The 16,015-nt window shown below is 64.0% G+C and carries 14 protein-coding genes; 9 read left to right on the top strand and 5 right to left on the bottom strand.

Annotated features, from left to right (window positions below; genetic code table 11):
• Nucleotides 1-151 precede the first annotated feature (151 nt).
• The gene (locus IAQ70_RS23240) at nucleotides 152-2,068 is read right to left on the bottom strand and encodes a carboxypeptidase regulatory-like domain-containing protein (RefSeq protein ID WP_190987482.1); all 1,917 of its coding nucleotides are present in this window, start codon (nucleotides 2,066-2,068) and stop codon (nucleotides 152-154) included.
• Nucleotides 2,069-2,180: 112 nt separating this feature from the next.
• Between IAQ70_RS23240 and IAQ70_RS01250 the strand changes: the two genes are divergently transcribed.
• Nucleotides 2,181-4,079: an O-antigen ligase family protein gene (locus tag IAQ70_RS01250; protein ID WP_190987481.1), complete on the top strand. Its 1,899-nt coding sequence runs from the start codon at nucleotides 2,181-2,183 to the stop codon at nucleotides 4,077-4,079.
• Between the two features lie 330 nt (nucleotides 4,080-4,409).
• Here the strand turns inward: IAQ70_RS01250 and IAQ70_RS01245 are convergent, their stop codons facing one another.
• Together IAQ70_RS01245 and IAQ70_RS01240 are read right to left on the bottom strand one after the other, a co-directional pair.
• Nucleotides 4,410-4,736, bottom strand: a complete 327-nt coding sequence (locus IAQ70_RS01245) for a hypothetical protein (protein WP_190987480.1) — start codon at nucleotides 4,734-4,736, stop codon at nucleotides 4,410-4,412.
• A 340-nt stretch (nucleotides 4,737-5,076) separates the two neighbouring features.
• On the bottom strand, nucleotides 5,077-5,829 hold the full coding sequence (locus IAQ70_RS01240; protein ID WP_190987479.1) for an SDR family oxidoreductase: 753 nt from the start codon (nucleotides 5,827-5,829) through the stop codon (nucleotides 5,077-5,079).
• Nucleotides 5,830-6,012: 183 nt separating this feature from the next.
• Between IAQ70_RS01240 and IAQ70_RS01235 the strand changes: the two genes are divergently transcribed.
• Nucleotides 6,013-6,345 carry a hypothetical protein gene (locus tag IAQ70_RS01235; protein WP_190987478.1) on the top strand — a complete coding sequence of 111 codons (333 nt, stop codon included), beginning with the start codon at nucleotides 6,013-6,015 and terminating at the stop codon, nucleotides 6,343-6,345.
• Nucleotides 6,346-6,409: 64 nt separating this feature from the next.
• On the opposite strand, the gene IAQ70_RS01230 is transcribed toward IAQ70_RS01235, so the two are convergent.
• Nucleotides 6,410-6,751 (bottom strand): hypothetical protein, encoded by a 342-nt coding sequence (locus IAQ70_RS01230; protein ID WP_190987477.1) that lies wholly within the window; start codon nucleotides 6,749-6,751, stop codon nucleotides 6,410-6,412.
• Nucleotides 6,752-6,869: 118 nt separating this feature from the next.
• Between IAQ70_RS01230 and IAQ70_RS01225 the strand changes: the two genes are divergently transcribed.
• The 4 genes from IAQ70_RS01225 to IAQ70_RS01205 all read left to right on the top strand — a co-directional run bounded on the left by IAQ70_RS01225 (nucleotide 6,870) and on the right by IAQ70_RS01205 (nucleotide 11,568).
• A complete protein-coding gene (locus tag IAQ70_RS01225; protein WP_190987476.1) occupies nucleotides 6,870-8,087 on the top strand; it encodes an MFS transporter in 1,218 nt (405 codons plus the stop codon).
• 73 nt (nucleotides 8,088-8,160) lie between these two features.
• Nucleotides 8,161-9,075: an LssY C-terminal domain-containing protein gene (locus tag IAQ70_RS01220; RefSeq protein ID WP_190987475.1), complete on the top strand. Its 915-nt coding sequence runs from the start codon at nucleotides 8,161-8,163 to the stop codon at nucleotides 9,073-9,075.
• Between the two features lie 394 nt (nucleotides 9,076-9,469).
• The gene (locus IAQ70_RS01210) at nucleotides 9,470-10,030 is read left to right on the top strand and encodes a hypothetical protein (RefSeq protein WP_190987473.1); all 561 of its coding nucleotides are present in this window, start codon (nucleotides 9,470-9,472) and stop codon (nucleotides 10,028-10,030) included.
• 23 nt (nucleotides 10,031-10,053) lie between these two features.
• Nucleotides 10,054-11,568: an APC family permease gene (locus tag IAQ70_RS01205; RefSeq protein ID WP_190987472.1), complete on the top strand. Its 1,515-nt coding sequence runs from the start codon at nucleotides 10,054-10,056 to the stop codon at nucleotides 11,566-11,568.
• A 47-nt stretch (nucleotides 11,569-11,615) separates the two neighbouring features.
• Here IAQ70_RS01205 and IAQ70_RS01200 read toward each other — a convergent pair whose 3' ends face one another.
• Nucleotides 11,616-12,524: a phosphatase PAP2 family protein gene (locus IAQ70_RS01200; protein WP_190987471.1), complete on the bottom strand. Its 909-nt coding sequence runs from the start codon at nucleotides 12,522-12,524 to the stop codon at nucleotides 11,616-11,618.
• A 203-nt stretch (nucleotides 12,525-12,727) separates the two neighbouring features.
• Between IAQ70_RS01200 and IAQ70_RS01195 the strand changes: the two genes are divergently transcribed.
• The 3 genes from IAQ70_RS01195 to IAQ70_RS01185 are packed head-to-tail and all read left to right on the top strand — an operon-like array spanning nucleotide 12,728 to nucleotide 16,013.
• On the top strand, nucleotides 12,728-14,149 hold the full coding sequence (locus tag IAQ70_RS01195) for an extracellular solute-binding protein (protein WP_190987470.1): 1,422 nt from the start codon (nucleotides 12,728-12,730) through the stop codon (nucleotides 14,147-14,149).
• Nucleotides 14,146-15,123 (top strand): carbohydrate ABC transporter permease, encoded by a 978-nt coding sequence (locus IAQ70_RS01190; RefSeq protein ID WP_190987469.1) that lies wholly within the window; start codon nucleotides 14,146-14,148, stop codon nucleotides 15,121-15,123. The genes IAQ70_RS01195 and IAQ70_RS01190 overlap by 4 nt, the downstream gene beginning before the upstream one ends.
• Before the next feature lie 8 nt (nucleotides 15,124-15,131).
• On the top strand, nucleotides 15,132-16,013 hold the full coding sequence (locus IAQ70_RS01185; protein WP_190987468.1) for a carbohydrate ABC transporter permease: 882 nt from the start codon (nucleotides 15,132-15,134) through the stop codon (nucleotides 16,011-16,013).
• Nucleotides 16,014-16,015: the final 2 nt, after the last annotated feature.

The raw sequence follows: 16,015 nt of genomic DNA, 5'->3' as shown, positions 1-16,015 counted from the left end.
ATGGAAGGTCGACCGGACATCAGCATCCGACGCTCCGGTGAGCACTCGCGCACAACTTCGCTGCTGCCTCTGCAGCTGTAGCTTTTACTTGCGAAGTAAGCGCGTGGGCCCGGAACGAGTGTCCGGGCCCACGCGCTTTTAGTTTGGCTTGTTAGTTGGAGCCGAACTTGGTGTTGTAGCGGTACATGAATGCGGCCATGGCGTCGCGGTTGACGGGCTGGAAGGGGCGGTAGCTCTTGGTGTTGCCTGCTTCGTCCCAGCCGGTGGAGATGCCCTGGGCGGCGAGCCAGGTGATCTCTTTGTAGAACTGGGTGCTGCCGGATACGTCAATGAAGGGCGAGGCGGCCGGTTCGGTGAAGGCCGGTTTGCCTGCCAGACGGTACATGAAGGCCGCCATGGCGTCGCGGTTGACGGGCTGGAGCGGCCGGTAGCTCTTGGTGTTGCCCGGTTCGTCCCAGCCGGTGGAGATGCCCTGGGCGGCGAGCCAGGTGATTTCTTTGTAGAACTGGGTGCCGACAGGCAGGTCGATGAAGGGTGAGACGGCCGGTTCGGTGAAGGCCGGTTTGCCTGCCAGACGGTACATGAAGGCTGCCATGGCGTCGCGGTTGACGGGCTGCAGCGAGCGGTAGGTCGTGATCCCGTTCTCGGTCCACCCGGTGGAGATGCCCTTTTCCGCGAGCCAGGTAATTTCTGCCGCGAACTGGGAACCTGCCGGTACATCGGTGAAGACGGGCGTGCTGCCGGGCGCGGTCCCGTAGCTCAGTGTTCCGATGTCGGTGTTTTCACCGACAACGGTGGAGACCGCGGTGGCCCCGGATTCAGTGCGGGCGTTGCCCGAGTAGATGGGGCCGAGGGCTCCGGAGGGGTGGCTGGCAATCATGTTGGCCGCCACCAGGTATTTGCCGGTGGTAAGGCCAGTGACTGTGAAGTTTCCGTCGCCATCCGTGGTCCCGCCGCGGGTTACGAGCGAACCGTCCTTGGTGTAAACCCGAACCTGTGAGTTGGTCAGCGGGGTGCCTTCTGCGGTGAGGACTTTGCCGGAAAGCGTTGCTCCCACTCGCATCGTTGCGTTGACGTTTGACACTTGCTCGCCAGCCGCCGCGGTTACGCGGTTAGCCGCGTTGATGCCGTCACCCTCAGGCAGGTTGTTGTAGTACTGGGCTTCCAGCGTCGTGGAGGAACCGCTTGAACGGTTGAAGCCCACTGTGTAAGCGCCGGGCAACAAGTTGCGGAAGGAATATGAGGACCCGTTTAGAGCACCTGTTCCAGTCTCGTTTCCTGCTGCGTCGACTACAGTTACCAGGTTCTGGGCATCTCCGCCGGACACCAGACCTTCGATGGAGGCGCCTGCCACTGCCTGGTCGTTCACGCCGGTGACGCGTGCGCCTTCGGTCAAGACAACTGCCGGGGAAGCCGCGTGGCCGCCAACGCCTCCATGCCACATCTTCGCCCAGGGAGAGTTGCTTGTTGGAAGATACTGCAACTTGTAGTTACCAGATTTCAAGCCACCAATGGAGAACTGTCCGTTATCCGACCGGGTGATGAAGTTTCCATATACCGAATTCCCCGCAAAGTCTGGTCCTGCCAAGACCAATACGGTTCCCTCAAATACGGGCGAACCGGCGGGAACAGAAACCGTGCCAGATACGATGGCGGCTGGCTTTAACGTCTCGTTGATACCTGTAACAGCGCTTCCGGCCGAAACAGAAACAGGAGTCGACAGGGATGGGCCCCCCGTATATGACGTGGAAACTATGGGCGATACAGGACCCCCGCCATAACTGAAGGAGACGTAGTACGCCCCCTGATCCAGAAAGTTAAACGTGAAATTTCCATTTACAGCAGGCGTCACCCACCCTGGACTTGAAGCATGGATGTCGCTGTTATTGGCATAGACCCTGATGCTCGTCACGTCCACCCCCACCGGGACCGTAACCGTGCCTGAAATGCTGCCCGTTCCGGCGGCAACGGCGGGTGTGACCAGACCCGCCGGCGGTATCGCGCTAAGAACTAATGCTGCAATTACTGCTAATCCAAGCCGAAGCCGGCTCGTTGCACCTCTACGCATAGACTTACCCCATTTTGATGCGAAGGAAAGGCCGCAAGTCTGCGGCCCTAGTCGCGATCCTAGGATGTAATCGGTGAATTAGTCCAAACGAAGGTCAAATGTGAAATCAGCTATGCGCTTTTCAGGGGAGATCCCTCACTCCGGTCTTCCCATCCGGGCTGCGCTGTATGTCCTGTTGGGGTGCATTTTTGTTCTGATGCCCGGCGGATTGTTCCGCTTTGCCTTTCCGAAGATTGCCCTCCTGGCGGCCGGAATTGCAGTGGGCTTGCTTGTGGCCTCACGGGGCAGGCTGGCTCCGTCGGTACGCTGGAGTGCCGTCGGCGTCCTCGCAGTTTTTGCGGTGGCAGCCGTGATGGCTGACGGTTTCGGCCCCGCATTCTGGGGCCGGTGGCCACGCTACGAGGGTGTGCCGACAGTCGCAGCCTACCTCTTGCTCCTTGGGTTGGGAGCCCGGTTTTTTGGTCCGGGTGCCGGGAAGTCCGGGCGGGCCGACTGGATGCGGATGCTGGCCGGGGGCATGCTGTTGCTTGCCGTTCTGGCGGTCCTTGAGGCGTTCGGCGTGCGGGTGCTAGGGGACACGGAGGAGTTCAGGCCGGGGGCGACTCTCGGCAACGCGACAGACATGGGAATCGTCGGACTGACAGGCTGTGCTGCCCTGCTGCCGCGGGCCACCTGGCTTGGCCGCCGCTGGGACATTGTGGGTGCCGTCAGCGGAGGCCTTGTTGCTGTGGCCTCGGGGTCCCGGGCCGTCATCCTTGTCCTCGGCATTCTGGTTCTCGCCGTTGTGGCCTGGCGGGCTTGGCAGCGCCGACGCACCACTGGATGGCGCGTTGCCGCCCTCTGGCTGCTGGGCGGGGGAGCATCTGTTGCCCTGGGGGTCCTTGCCTTCCCGGGTGTCCGGGAGAGATTTTTTACTGTCGAAACTGTGACAGGCCGCGCCGATCTGTGGGCGGCCACGTGGGCGCTGATCCAAGACAATTGGCTCTTGGGGGTTGGCCCGGGACGGTTTGTCGACGCCCTGCCGCTCTTCCAAAGTGAGGCGTTCGCTGCACGGGTGGGCACCGATTATCCAGCTGACAGTCCCCACATGATTCCGCTGCAGTGGTTGACCGACGGCGGCGTCCTGCTGTTGATCGTAAACGTGCTCTTGTGTGCGGCCGTCCTTCGTGCCGGTATGCGGAACATCCGAGCCTGCGGCACTGAACAGGACCGGTTGTTCTTCGTCGGTGCCATGGCTGCGGTGTTCTCGTTTGGACTGGTCCTGCTCACGCATTTTCCGACGCCGGGTACAGCCGTCATCCCGGGTTTGCTTGCCGGAGCCCTGGCAGGTGTAGCGGCTGCTTCGCCGGCGCCCGCCAAGTCCGTCAAAGCCGTCAAAGCCGTCAACCCGACTCTCGAAGCCACCACAGCGAACCCGTTTGCCAAGGCCGGAACATGGTCAGCGGCAGGAGCCATGGCATTAATGACTATCGCGGCCGGTACGGCCTCGGCGGCAGAAATAGCTATGAAGAGGGGCCAGGATGCAGTTGTTGACGGGCGCCTCAACGAAGCCTCCGAACAATTCACGGCCGCAGCAAACCTGCGGCCGTGGGATGGCGATGTTGCCATGTTGGCGGGGCAGTCCTTTGCCGGCAGGGCAGCTGCAGGGGATCCTCGGTCCGGGGAATCGGCCGTCCAGTGGTCAACCCGTTCACTGGACTCAAACCCTGAGTCGGTGGAGTCGCTGACGTCCCTTGCCGTTGGCCAACTGGCGGCGGGCAACTTGGAAGCGGCACAGCAGACCCTCTCCACAGCCAGGGGTCTGGCACCCGTCAACTCGCAGGTGTTGCTGCAGTCCGGCCTTGCGGAATTTTGGGCAGGCCGCCACGACATCGCCATCGCTTACGTGACTAAGGCAGCGTCGCTCACTCCCGAGCCTGCCGAAGAACAAGCCATTCTCGCAAAGCTCCGGGAAGGCACCACGGCCGTGAACGGTGAGAACGGCGTCACCGTGCCAGGTTCAAACCGTTGAGCTCACCCTGGAGCCAGTCATTGTGCTGAGCACTCGTCTTTCCGGGACGTACTGCACCGGGCCGGCCCTGGCTTAACGACGCGCTGGGCATGCAGGGCGGACCCTGTGGCTGGGTGCAGCATGATCGTGGATCAGTCCACGGTGGCGAGGTGGGGTGGCGCTGTCGCCTGGGAGGCGGCCCTGATACGCGTTTCCAACGAACTCAGAGTGCAGCTACCCGTCTATTCGGATACAGCTGCACTCCCAGTTCATGGAAATCAGAAAGTGAAGGGTCTGTGGCTGGCACTCTGGCCCGATGCGTGGGCGCTGCGGATGCCTTGCCTGGATGCCTTAGGCGGCGATCAGTTCGCGCCCTGCGGGTGCATGCTCACGGCGCGGCGCCAGCACGCTGATGGTGCAAGGTGCCTGCTGCGGATCGATCCTGGCTGGCAGATGATGGGTGTCGGAAGCGGCACGGAGCATTTCCAGTGCTTCGTCATCCACCCATGCATGAGTGATGTCCAGCTTCAGGTCGAGGCCTTCCCTTAAGGAATTGGCCCGCTTAACTACTACGTAAAGTGCGTTCACGCTGTGGACGGTGATATGCCCCTTTGCAATCACCAGAGCCTTGGCATGGTCGAGGTCTACACGGACAACGATGTTGAGCTTGGAGTTCAAGTTGTAAAGCCTTCCCCGGCAGTGGCTGCGACGCTGCAGCTTCTTGCTATTTCTTGCTTGGCCCGCTTCTTAAGCCTTACTCAGAGTAGAGAGCAAATGTGATCCACGCAACAGTGACGAGTTTATGACGCCGAATCGTGACCAGACACACTGGCCGTCTTGCGCAGATCCTGAGCTTTCGCAGTTAGCGTCAGCGGACCAGCCAGATGAAAGGTGTGTCAACGATGACCATTCTTGAATACGTGTCAGGTCTCAGCATTATCCTCGGATCCTTGGTGGGCACCATGGGTCTCGTGGCAGGGGTTATGCGCTCCAGGCGGGGCCACTAAGGCCGCCCGGGCTACGTTCCGCGCGTCCCGGTCTCCAGCCACTCACTGAACTTTTGGCGCCCGACGGCGGCGCCCGGCTCCGGGATGAGGTCGCCGTTCCGCATCGCGCGCCACAGCGGCCCCGGCGCGGTGAACTCAATGATGCGTTTCTTCTGCCCCTGCTTCAGCGCAGAGGCGCGGACCAGGTCAGCCAGCTGTCTGCGTTCAGGGCCGCCAAGGTCAGCAGCCCGTCCCCGCGGTCCCGCCTCCGCGGCGTCAACCAACGCGTCCGCCACTTCGCGTGCTGCCACGGGTTGGGTGGCCATCCGGGGGACCAGTACCAACGGGCCCAGGGAGCTGCGATGCAGTATCTGCTCCGCGAACTCGTGAAACTGGGTGGCGCGAAGGATGGTCCATGGCAGATCGGAGTCGCGGACCAGTTTTTCCTGGGCCAGCTTCCCGGCGTAATATCCAGCGGCCGCCTTGTCCGCTCCCACGATGGAGAGTGCCACGTGGTGCCGAACCCCGGCCGCCTTCCCCTGCTGCAGGAGGTTGCCGGTAACGGCCGTGAAAAATTGCACGGATTTCTTGCCGTTCAGCGTCTGGGTGTTGGCCACGTCAATGACCGTATCCACACCTCTGAGTGCTTCGGCCAGGCCGTTGCCGTCCACCAGGTCCACGCCTTCGGCGCGCGAGAGACTGACGACGCGGTGGCCGCGGGCCAGGGCGATGCGGACCACGTGGCGTCCAACTGTTCCGGTTCCGCCGGCAACTGCAATGTTCATGCTCCGAATCCTAGGGCACCGGCGTTCCAGGTTTCGGGCACTCCAAGGCGCCGGGCAGGGACGCCTCCGACACAATCCGCGGACATGTTGCGCAGATCACACGGAGTTGCCTAGCCTGAATGTGGCGGAAAAAGCGCGGCCACTGGCCGCAGCGTCGCAGCCATCCAAGGAAGGCGCCTGACCTTGTCCGATAAGCTCAGCATTCTCGTCCGCGTCGATCTCGACCATGCCAAGGCCCAGGTTCTCGCCAAGGGCCACGTCACCATTCACAGCATCCAGGCCCTTTATGTTGTGGTGAAGCGAGCGAACGCCCTGAGGCATAACCTCGTCCTCGAATTGGACATGCGACATGCCCGCGTCGACCCCGAAGCCCTGCGCCAGTTGGAGACGTGCTCCGAAGCGCATCATCTCCCGGCCAGGATCGACCCGCAGCAGACCCGGTGCACGCTCAGCATCCTCCCGCCGCGGCATGCGGTGCACACGGCGCATCACACGCCCACCCGCGTGGCCGCCTGAACCAGCCCCGCCACCAGCCCGGCGGAGCCACCAGCCCGCCGGATTGGACGTTAATCGACAGTTGCTAACCGCCGGCGGGAATCCTGCCGGCCAGCTCCGCCGCCGGGGCGAGGGCCCAGCGCTCGGTTCCGGGTTCGAAGCAGACCACTACTGAGGCCTGGGCCTCACGTGCCTCGTCGAGTGCGAACAGCAGGGCGTCTTCCAGATGCCGCGCATAATCCTGCCGTTCCGTGGACGAGCCCGGCAGCCCGCCGTCGTCAATAATTACGTGGGCCTTGCCGTCCACAATGACTTTCAGCACGTAGCCCTGGTCGTCGTGGAGAGACCCTCTGGTGGACGCTATTTCCGTGATCTTGTCTGCCCGGACCAGGCTGTTGCTGATGGTGCGGATCCACACCTCACCCATGAGACCTCCTCGGCTTTGAGGGGCGCGTGAAAGCACCCCACAAGGCAAAGATTAGTCCTCGCGGGGCTGCTTGTGACCCCCCGAAGTGCGCGGAATCTTCTCGCATAGGATAAATCTGATGACTTCGCCAGGAACCCCGCCGCCGTTCAACTTCCGAAGCATCGCCCTACCCGCCTTTGGGCCTGCGCTGCTGTTCTGCATCGGTGAGGGCGCAGTGCTCCCTGTCGTGGTCCTTTCCGCGCGCGACCTCGGTGCCTCGGTGGCGGTTTCCGCGCTGATCGTCACCCTGATCGGGCTTGGCTCGTGGTTCTTCAACCTGCCTGCTTCCCTGATAACGCTCAAGTTCGGCGAACGCTGGTCAATCGTCGGCGCCGCCGCGGTGGGTGCCCTCGCGCTCGCGGCCGCCGCCCTGTCCTCCCTGATCCCCAACGGACTCTGGCTGCTCGCGGTGGCGATGATCGTCGTCGGGATGGCCGCCAGTGTCTTCAGCCTGGCGAGGCAGAAGTACCTCACCGAGGCCGTGCCCATCCAGTTCCGGGCGCGGGCACTGTCGACGCTGGGCGGGGTCAGCCGGATCGGCGTCTTCGTGGGACCGTTCATCGGTGCCGGCGTGATGCAGTTCGCGGGGATCGCCGGAGCGTACTGGGTGGGTGTGGCGGGCATGGCGGCGGCCGCCGTTCTGGCCGTCACCATCCCTGATCTGGTGGTCCCCGCAGCGCCCGACGGCGGCCACAAGACTCCGGAGCCCACGCTGCGGAACGTGGCGGTCTCGCATGCCGGCGTGTTCCTGACGCTGGGGGTGGGGATCCTGCTGCTCAGCGCGCTGCGCGCTTCCCGCCAGGTGGTGATCCCGCTGTGGGCGGAGCATCTGGGAATGAATCCGGCCCAGGCATCCTTGATCTACGGGCTGTCCGGCGCGATCGACATGCTGGTGTTTTATCCCGCCGGCAAGGTGATGGACCGGCGCGGCAGGCTGTTTGTGGCCATCCCCTCCACCATCATCATGGGCATCGCGATGCTGCTGATTCCTTTGACTGCCTCGTTTACGGGGCTGCTGCTTGCCGCGCTGCTGATCGGCTTCGGCAACGGCATCAGTTCCGGGCTTATCATGACCCTCGGTGCCGACTTCTCACCCGACCGGGGTCGTGGCCAGTTCCTCGGCCTGTGGCGGTTCATCGCCGACGCCGGATCAACCGGCGGGCCCGTCCTGCTGTCCGGGGTGACTGCTTTGGCGACGTTGGGGGCCGGGGTTTCAGCCACAGGGTTTCTGGGCTTTGCCGCGGCTGGTGTGTTCGCTGTGGTGCTGCCGCGGCTGAAGCACCGGCGGAACTACTAAGGACGACGTCGAAGTTAGGGGGCGCTTGGCGTGAAGACGATATCCTTACACCGTCCCGCGTAAGGTAGCTGTCTTGAACGGGGAGGTGGCCTTGGCATCGGAGAACGCTGACCGCGCTGTTCCGGCTGAACCGGACCATTCCCGTGCGGAGAGCTCGCAGGAGCGTAGACAGAGCCGCTGGGCAACCGGCCTTGCCGTGTTGCAGCGGTTGTTCTATGGGCTCATAACCGTGGCGGTGGGCTGGGCGGTGTACTACTTCCTGCTCGCCCGGCTAGCCCGCGGACCCTCGCAGGCCTGGGTGTTCCTACCGGTATGGCTGATCCTGGCTTACGCATTGCTTCCCCGGATACACAAGATGCTGAGCAGCCTCTACATTCCGGATTACTTCATCGGCCGTGCCCGTACCGGTGACGGAGTCCTCGGAGACCCGGTCAACCTCGCCGTATTTGGCCCCGAAGCTGAACTGCGGCATGCGATGTTGAAGGCTGGCTGGGTGGAAGCTGACGCCCTCACCCCGGCAACCGCATGGCGAACTCTCATTTCAACAATCCGGCGGCGTAGCTATCCGAGGGCGCCGGTCAGCTCCCTCTACGTCTTCGGGAACAGGCAGAACCTGGCTTTTCAGCGTGAGATCGACGGAAATCCCCGTAAACGGCATCACGTCCGGTTTTGGAAGTGCGCCGACGGCTGGATGCTGCCGGGCGGCATCCCCGTGAATTGGGTGGGCGCAGGCACGTACGACCGAAGCGTGGGATTATCCCTGTTCACCTTCCAGATCACGCACAAGATCGCCGACCGCACCGACGAAGAACGTGACTTCATTATTGATACGCTTCGCGCGGCAAACGCGGTGGAATCCGTGCACGTCATCCGTAACTTCTCGAGCGGCTACCACCACCGCAACGGGGGAGGGGACTCCATCCGCACGGACGGCCACCTGCCCATCATCGACCTCAATCCTCCGGAAAGACTCGAAAGGCACTCATAACGCTCCTGGCTCCCGGCAGTTCGTCCACCACCACCTCGAAGAGCGCGCCCGGAAAATGAGTTGTTGGGTCTTGCCCTTGTGCTTCCGCAGGTGAAGCATCGACGGAATTACTAAGCACGCTTAGCTTTACTGCGATAGGCTGAAGAGCGCGGCGCCGGGCTTCGCGCCGAGTGCCGTTTGAAAGTCCGGTGTCTCACTAAGCAGACATCCCGGGAGGGGAACTTTATGCTTTTGATCTTTGGCCTCAAGTCCGTCGTCCGCGCCTTGCCAGGCCGGCCCGCCACCTGCCCGAACTGCGGACGGTTCGTGCAGCATTACCTCGACGAGCACGCCCGAAAGCTCACACTGTTCTTCATGCCTGTTTTGACCACCTCACGCTCGTATCAGATCACCTGTGCGAACTGTGGACGCGTTTCTTCAGTCAGCTCCCGGGAGCGGAAGGCGATGGGCGCATAGGGACATTTGTGTCCCCCTGGCTGACGAAGCCATAGCGTCGGAGAGCGGCGTTGCCCTGCAGACCGTCTACAACTCCGTGGGGAATAAGGCGGCGCTGCTGTCCGCAGTGCTGGACTCCGCGGCGTCGGGCCCCCACTCGCCGTCGAACGTCCTGGAACTGATGCGGAAGCGGACCGCGGAAGCGGCCGACTTTGACGCCCTCATCGCCGTCCTGGCCGACTGGTTTGTCGAGGTCCACCGGCGCACCGGCCCGGTGGTGGGGTCATTGCCCAGGCCGCCGCCGTCGACCCCGCCGCGGAGAAGCTGCAGACCGCACGCACTCCAGCGGCTGGAACGGTACGGGGAGGCCGCCGCCGCGGTCCGGGCCCGCGGCGGGCTGCAGTCCGGAATGTCCGACGCCGATGCTGCCGCCGCCATCTGGTCCCCGCGGCCATGCGCCGCGGGGCCGAGCGTGTTGCCAAAATGTCCTGCGAGGATCACCCTAAAGGAATCGTCCTGATGTTCCGGCTGCGGAGGTCAAGCATGAGCACTACTCCAGACCAAGTGTTCGATGTCACTCCTGAAGGTGACGAACACGAGCTTAAACGGGTTCTCGGACCCAAGCTCCTCCTGCTCTTCATAGTGGGCGACATCCTCGGTGCCGGCATCTACGCCGTTACCGGAACCATGGCGGGCACGGTGGGCGGAATCGTCTGGCTTCCGTTCCTGCTGGCGTTCGTCGTGGCCACACTGACAGCCTTCTCCTACCTGGAACTCGTGACGCAGTATCCCCAGGCCGCCGGTGCGGCGCTCTATGCGCACAAGGCGTTCGGGATCCACTTCGTCACCTTTTTGGTGGCCTTCGCCGTAGTCTGTTCGGGCATCACCAGCGCCTCCACCTCCGCAAACGTGCTGGCCCAGAACTTCTTCGGCGGGCTCGAAATCAACGGCTGGATGGAGGTGCCTCCGCAAGGGATGATCACCGCCGTCGCGATGGGCTTCATGCTCCTGCTGGCCATCATCAACCTGCGCGGCGTGGGGGAGAGCGTGAAGTTCAACGTTGTCCTGACGCTGGTGGAGATGACCGCCCTGTGCATCGTGATCGGCGTGGGCTTCTATGTCATGGCTCAGGGCACCGGCAACCCTGGCGAGATCTTCGTCTTCAACGACTACCAAGACAAGGGCATGTTCCTCGCCGTCACCGCAGCGACGTCCATTGCCTTCTTCGCCATGGTGGGCTTCGAGGATTCGGTCAACATGGTGGAGGAGACCCAACACCCCGAGAAGATCTTCCCGCGGACCATGCTGACAGGGCTGGGCATCGCGGTGCTCCTCTATATGCTGGTGGCCGTCTCCGTGGTCAGCGTACTGTCGCCCACCGAGCTGGCAAACATCCGCGAGGCCGAAGGCGCCGCACTGCTCGAGGTGGTGCACAAGGGTTCGCCGGACTTCCCCATAGACAAGATCTTCCCGTTTCTCGCGGTCTTCGCCGTCGCCAACACCGCCCTTATTAACATGCTGATGGCCAGCCGCCTGATCTACGGCATGGCCCGCCAGGACGTGCTGCCGCGCGCGCTGGGCAAAGTACTGCCAACCCGCCGGACGCCGTGGGCCGGCATCGCCTTCTCCACCGTCCTCGCGCTGGGGCTGATCCTGTACGTCACCAGCGACCCCGAGAGCAACATCGTGGCCAACCTCTCCGGCACCACAGCCTTCCTGCTGCTGTGCGTCTTTACCGTGGTGAATGTGGCCTGCCTGATCCTCCGCCGCAAGCGGGACCCCGACCGCAAAGTGTTCTTCACCTCGCCCGGGCAGTTGCCTCTGCTGGCGGCCCTGCTGTGCGCGTTCCTGGCCGGACCGTGGGTGGGCCGCAACGTCATCCAGTACCAGATCGCCGGGGGACTGATGGCAATCGGCGTGGTGCTGTGGCTGGTCACCTGGCTCATCAACAAGCGGACCAACACCCCGGAAGGCGGGCCGGTGGGCATGCAGAACGTGGGCAAGGACCAGGGCAAGAACGAGGGCAAGGACGAGGGCCTTCCGCCGACTGGCCGCTGAGAGCGGGTTACTGACGCCGGGCGGCCCGCGCCGCGCAACAGGTGCCGTCAGCGCCTGGGTGCGTCCCGCCGTCGTGCGGCATACGCGAACAGCGATGTGGTGGCCACCGTGGCCAGGTACCCGGCGATGACAATGAGCGCGATGCCGGCCCAGAAGTAGTTGGTGGTGCTGCCCTCCTGCAGCGGGCCCGGCGCGATCTTGACGAGCGAATACACAGCCACCGCAGCCGATGCCAGCCCGATCCCCACCGGCAGCTTGAGCCAGATCCGCGCCGAACCGACATGCCTGTCGAAGCCGTCCCACACGTTCCACGTGCCGCCCAGCCTGAGGATCAGCCAGCCGGCGGGGATCATGAACGCGCCCACCAGGAGGAAGGCTGCCACGACGTCGGCCGGGCGGTGCCACTGGTTGATCAGCGTGGACACCCCGGAGGCGATCGCGAACGTGCCGCCCACAAAACCCGCCAGCGGACGCCACCTCGGCGAGGACATCAGGAACACCGCCGCCGCAGCCGACGCCGCCAGCGTGGTGTGCCCGGACGGCAGGGAGTTCAGTTCCAGCGTCACCACACCCTTGTCCGGGCGCGCCGGCAGCACATCCTTGAGGACCTGGGTGGCAATGTTCGCGCCGATGCACGCGGTGAGGGCGATCCCGGCCGCCGACCACCGCCGCCGGATCACCGTCACGAACAGAATCACGACGGCGGCCATCACCAGGGAGATGGTGGGCAGCCAGTCCAGGAACTCGGTGGCTGCCTTGCCCGCGGGGCCGTGGATGTCCACGGCCTCGACCAGGGCGGATTCGTCGATGAACTGGCCCGTGGTGGTCTGGACGAAGTAGTAGTACGTGGCGATCAGGCCCACAACGCAGGCGAGCGTGGCGAAGAAGAACATAAAGCCGGAGCCTGGGGCGGGGCGTGCGGGAGTCCTGATGCGCGCGGGCTTCGACAAGGTCATCAGTTAAGGGTGTCACAGAATCCTGTGAGGACCTCTCACCCGGGTAGCTCTCACCCAACTAGGTAGCAGCAGATGCCGTTATGGAGCCTCAGAACGACATCTGCTGCTACCTAGTTGGGCGGAGTGGGAAGCGCAATGTGATGCTTGACACGTGTTAGGTGGGTCCTCTACGCTATCTAACACGTGTTAGGAAGGAAATCGACATGACCGGTGCCACAACTGGCCGCCTGCGTGAAATCTCACGCCGGACTGCCCTGGGTGCCTTGGGAGCAGGAATCGTGGGAGCAACCGTGGCGTCGTGGCCCCGGCTTTCCGGATCCGACATCCCCGGGCGGGGCGACAACAGCCTCAGCATTGCCATTATGGGAACAGCCGCCGATGCCGCCGCGCGCCAGCGCGCCATCGATGCGTTCACCCGCCTCCACCCGGACATCCGGGTCAAGGTCCAGGCCATCCAGGCCGTGGACTGGAAAGACTTTTTCACCAAAATCCTCACCATGGTTGCCGCGGGCACCCCGCCGGACGTGGTCTACGTTGCCACCGAAGGCGCGCAGCTCTTCGCGGACAAGCTGGCCCATCCGCTGGACGAGTACCTGCGCCGCGACGCCGCGGACATGGCCGAGTTCTTCGACGACGTCCACCCCAGCCTGGTGGAGGCCTTTATGTACAAGGGCAGCCTCTTCCAGCTGCCCATGGACTGGAACGCCGCCAACATGTACTACAACACCACGGCCTTCGCGCAGGCGGGGCTGGAGCGACCGGCGGACGACTGGACCAACGTGGACTTCCGCAACAGCCTCGCCGCGATGCGCAAAGCCCGGCCCTCGGACTTCACCCCGTACTACTGGACCAACCGGCTCTTCGGCGGTGTGGTGCCGTGGCTTTACGCCAACGACACCAGCTTCCTCAAGGAAACCCGGTCCACCGGCGGGGACTGGCTCTGGGACTCCTTCTACGCCAAGGACCCCTCCCGCGGCCTGCGTTCCGGCGGCTACCAGTGGCTGGAACCCAACGCCGACGATCCGCGCGTGTTCGAGACCTTCGACTACCTCCGCGGCCTGGTCAAGGACGGCCTCGGCGTCCGGCCCGAGGAAGGCGGCGGCAGTTCCCTGGTGGGGCTCTTCGCCTCCAACCGGATCGGCACCACCCCGGCGGGCGGCTACTGGGTCCAGGGCCTGCACGAGGCCGGCATGAAGGAGAACGACTACGACGTGGCGTTCTTCCCCAAGTGGCGGACCCAGCGGCACCAGTTCGGCACCGCCGGCTACGCCATCATGAAGACCGCCAAGGACAAGGACGCCGCCTGGGAATGGATCAAGTTCAGCTCCAGCCGCGAAGCCATGGAGCTGATCTTCCCCAACCCGGTCACCACCCCGGCCCGCCGCTCCATGGTCAACGAAGCCCTGTACTCCGGGAAGGGCCCGGCCCACTGGAAGGTCTTCTACGACACGCTGGACAAGTTCCCGACCACCGGCCCCATCCCGGCGCCGCCACAGCAGGCCGCCGTCGAAACGGCCCTGATGAAGAACGTCTCGCTTGCCGTCAGCGGCGATGAGCGCCAGCTGAAGCAGGCCCTCGAGTCCATGCAGCGCGATCTTGAACTGGCCCTGAGGAGGCAGTCATGAGCACCACCACCCCTCGCCGGGATCGGGCCAAGCAGGCCAAGCCGGCGACCACGCAGACCCTCAAGCCGGCAACACCGGGGACGTCCCAGACCGCGTCCGGCCGGCACAGCCAGCGCTGGCTCGCCTGGATCTTCCTTGCCCCCACCATCCTGGGTATGGGCCTGTTCACGCTGGTGCCCATTGTGGCGTCGGTGGTCCTGGCGTTCTTCCGCTGGGACATCATCTCCGCCCCGACATTCGTGGGCTTCGACAACTTCGCCGAAGTGGTCCAGGACCCCACGGTCCGGGTGTCCTTCCTGAACACCATTGTGTTTGTGATTGTGGCGGTGGCCTTCCAGCTCGGCCTGGCACTGGCGCTCGCGGTGATGGTGCAGGAGAAGATGCCTGCCTGGCTGCGGACCTTCTTCCGCTCGGCGTTCTTCTTCCCGCTGATCCTCTCCGCCGCCTCGGTCTCCATCTTTATGCGGTACCTCTTCAACGAGCAGTTCGGCGTGGTCAACTGGTTCCTGTCCTTCGCCGGCATCCCCGCGGTGCCGTGGCTGACCACCCCCGGCGGGTCCGCCGCCGTCGTCATCCTTGTTTACGTGTGGCAGAACTTCGGATTCTCGTTCCTGCTGTTCATCGGCGGGCTGGCGTCCATCCCCGCGGAAACCTACGAGGCCGCGTCGCTGGACGGCGCCACCGGCTGGCGCAAGCACACCTACGTCACCCTGCCGCTGCTCAGCCCCACCACCCTGCTGGCGTCCGTGATGGCCATCATCAGTGCGCTGCAGGTGTTCGACCAGCCGTACGTGCTGACCCGCGGCGGGCCCGGGGACTCCACCCGCACCGCCGTGATGGTGATCTTTGAATCCGCGTTCCAGCGGCTGGAATTCGGCCAGGCCTCCGCCATCGGCGTGATCCTGACCCTCATCATCATGGCCATCACCGCCGCTCAGTTCCGGCTCAGCAAACGATTCGTCTTCTACCAGTAAGGCCAGCCATGACTACCACTACAGAGCGTGTCTCCACCCGCACACCTGCCGTGCCTGCCCGCACCCGGCGGAAGCCGAACTGGAACCTGGTCCTCCGCGTTGTCCTGCTGATGATCGCGGCCGTCCTGACCCTGGGCCCGGTGATGTGGACCCTGTCCACCTCGCTGCGGTCGCCGTCGGAATCGTTCAAGCTGCCGCCGTCGTTCTTCCCCTGGAATCCTGACTTCACGTCCTATACCCAGGTTTTCAAACAGCTGGATATCGTCATCCTGGTGCTGAACAGTGCGCTGGTCACCGGGCTCATCGCCGTCGGACAAATGGTCACCGCGGCGATGGCCGGCTACGCCTTCGCCAACCTGAAATTCCGCGGCCGCGGCGCCCTGTTCTCCATCGTCCTGGCCACCATGATGGTGCCCGTGCAGGTGACCATCGTGCCCGTGTTTATGCTGATCCGCGGCATGGGACTCTCGGACACCCTGCTTGCCCTGATCCTGCCGGCCATCCCGACGGCGTTCGGCACCTTCCTGATGCGGCAGTACTTCCTGGGGCTGCCCGCCGACCTCGCGGAAGCGGCGTCGATCGACGGCGCCTCGCCCTGGCGGACCTTCCGCTCGGTCTACGCGCCGCTGGCCGTCCCGGGCATGGCGATTGTGGGCATCCTCGCCTTCAACTTCCACTGGAACGAATTTTTCCGGCCGCTCATCATGACCATCTCGGAACGGAACTTCACCCTGCCGCTGGGCCTGGTCTCCCTCCAGGGCAACCTCGGCACAGGCAGCATCTCCGTGGTGCTGGCCGGCGTGGTCCTGTCCATGATTCCCGCCCTGGTGGTCTTCATCTTTGGCCAGCGCGCGCTGCAGGACGGCCTCACCGCCGGCAGCGGCAAATAACC

The organism is Pseudarthrobacter sulfonivorans, assembly GCF_014712225.1.
GTDB lineage: Bacteria > Actinomycetota > Actinomycetes > Actinomycetales > Micrococcaceae > Arthrobacter > Arthrobacter sulfonivorans.
The sequence above is the reverse complement of the archived record's forward strand: the minus strand, read 5'-3'. Positions and strand labels throughout refer to the sequence as shown.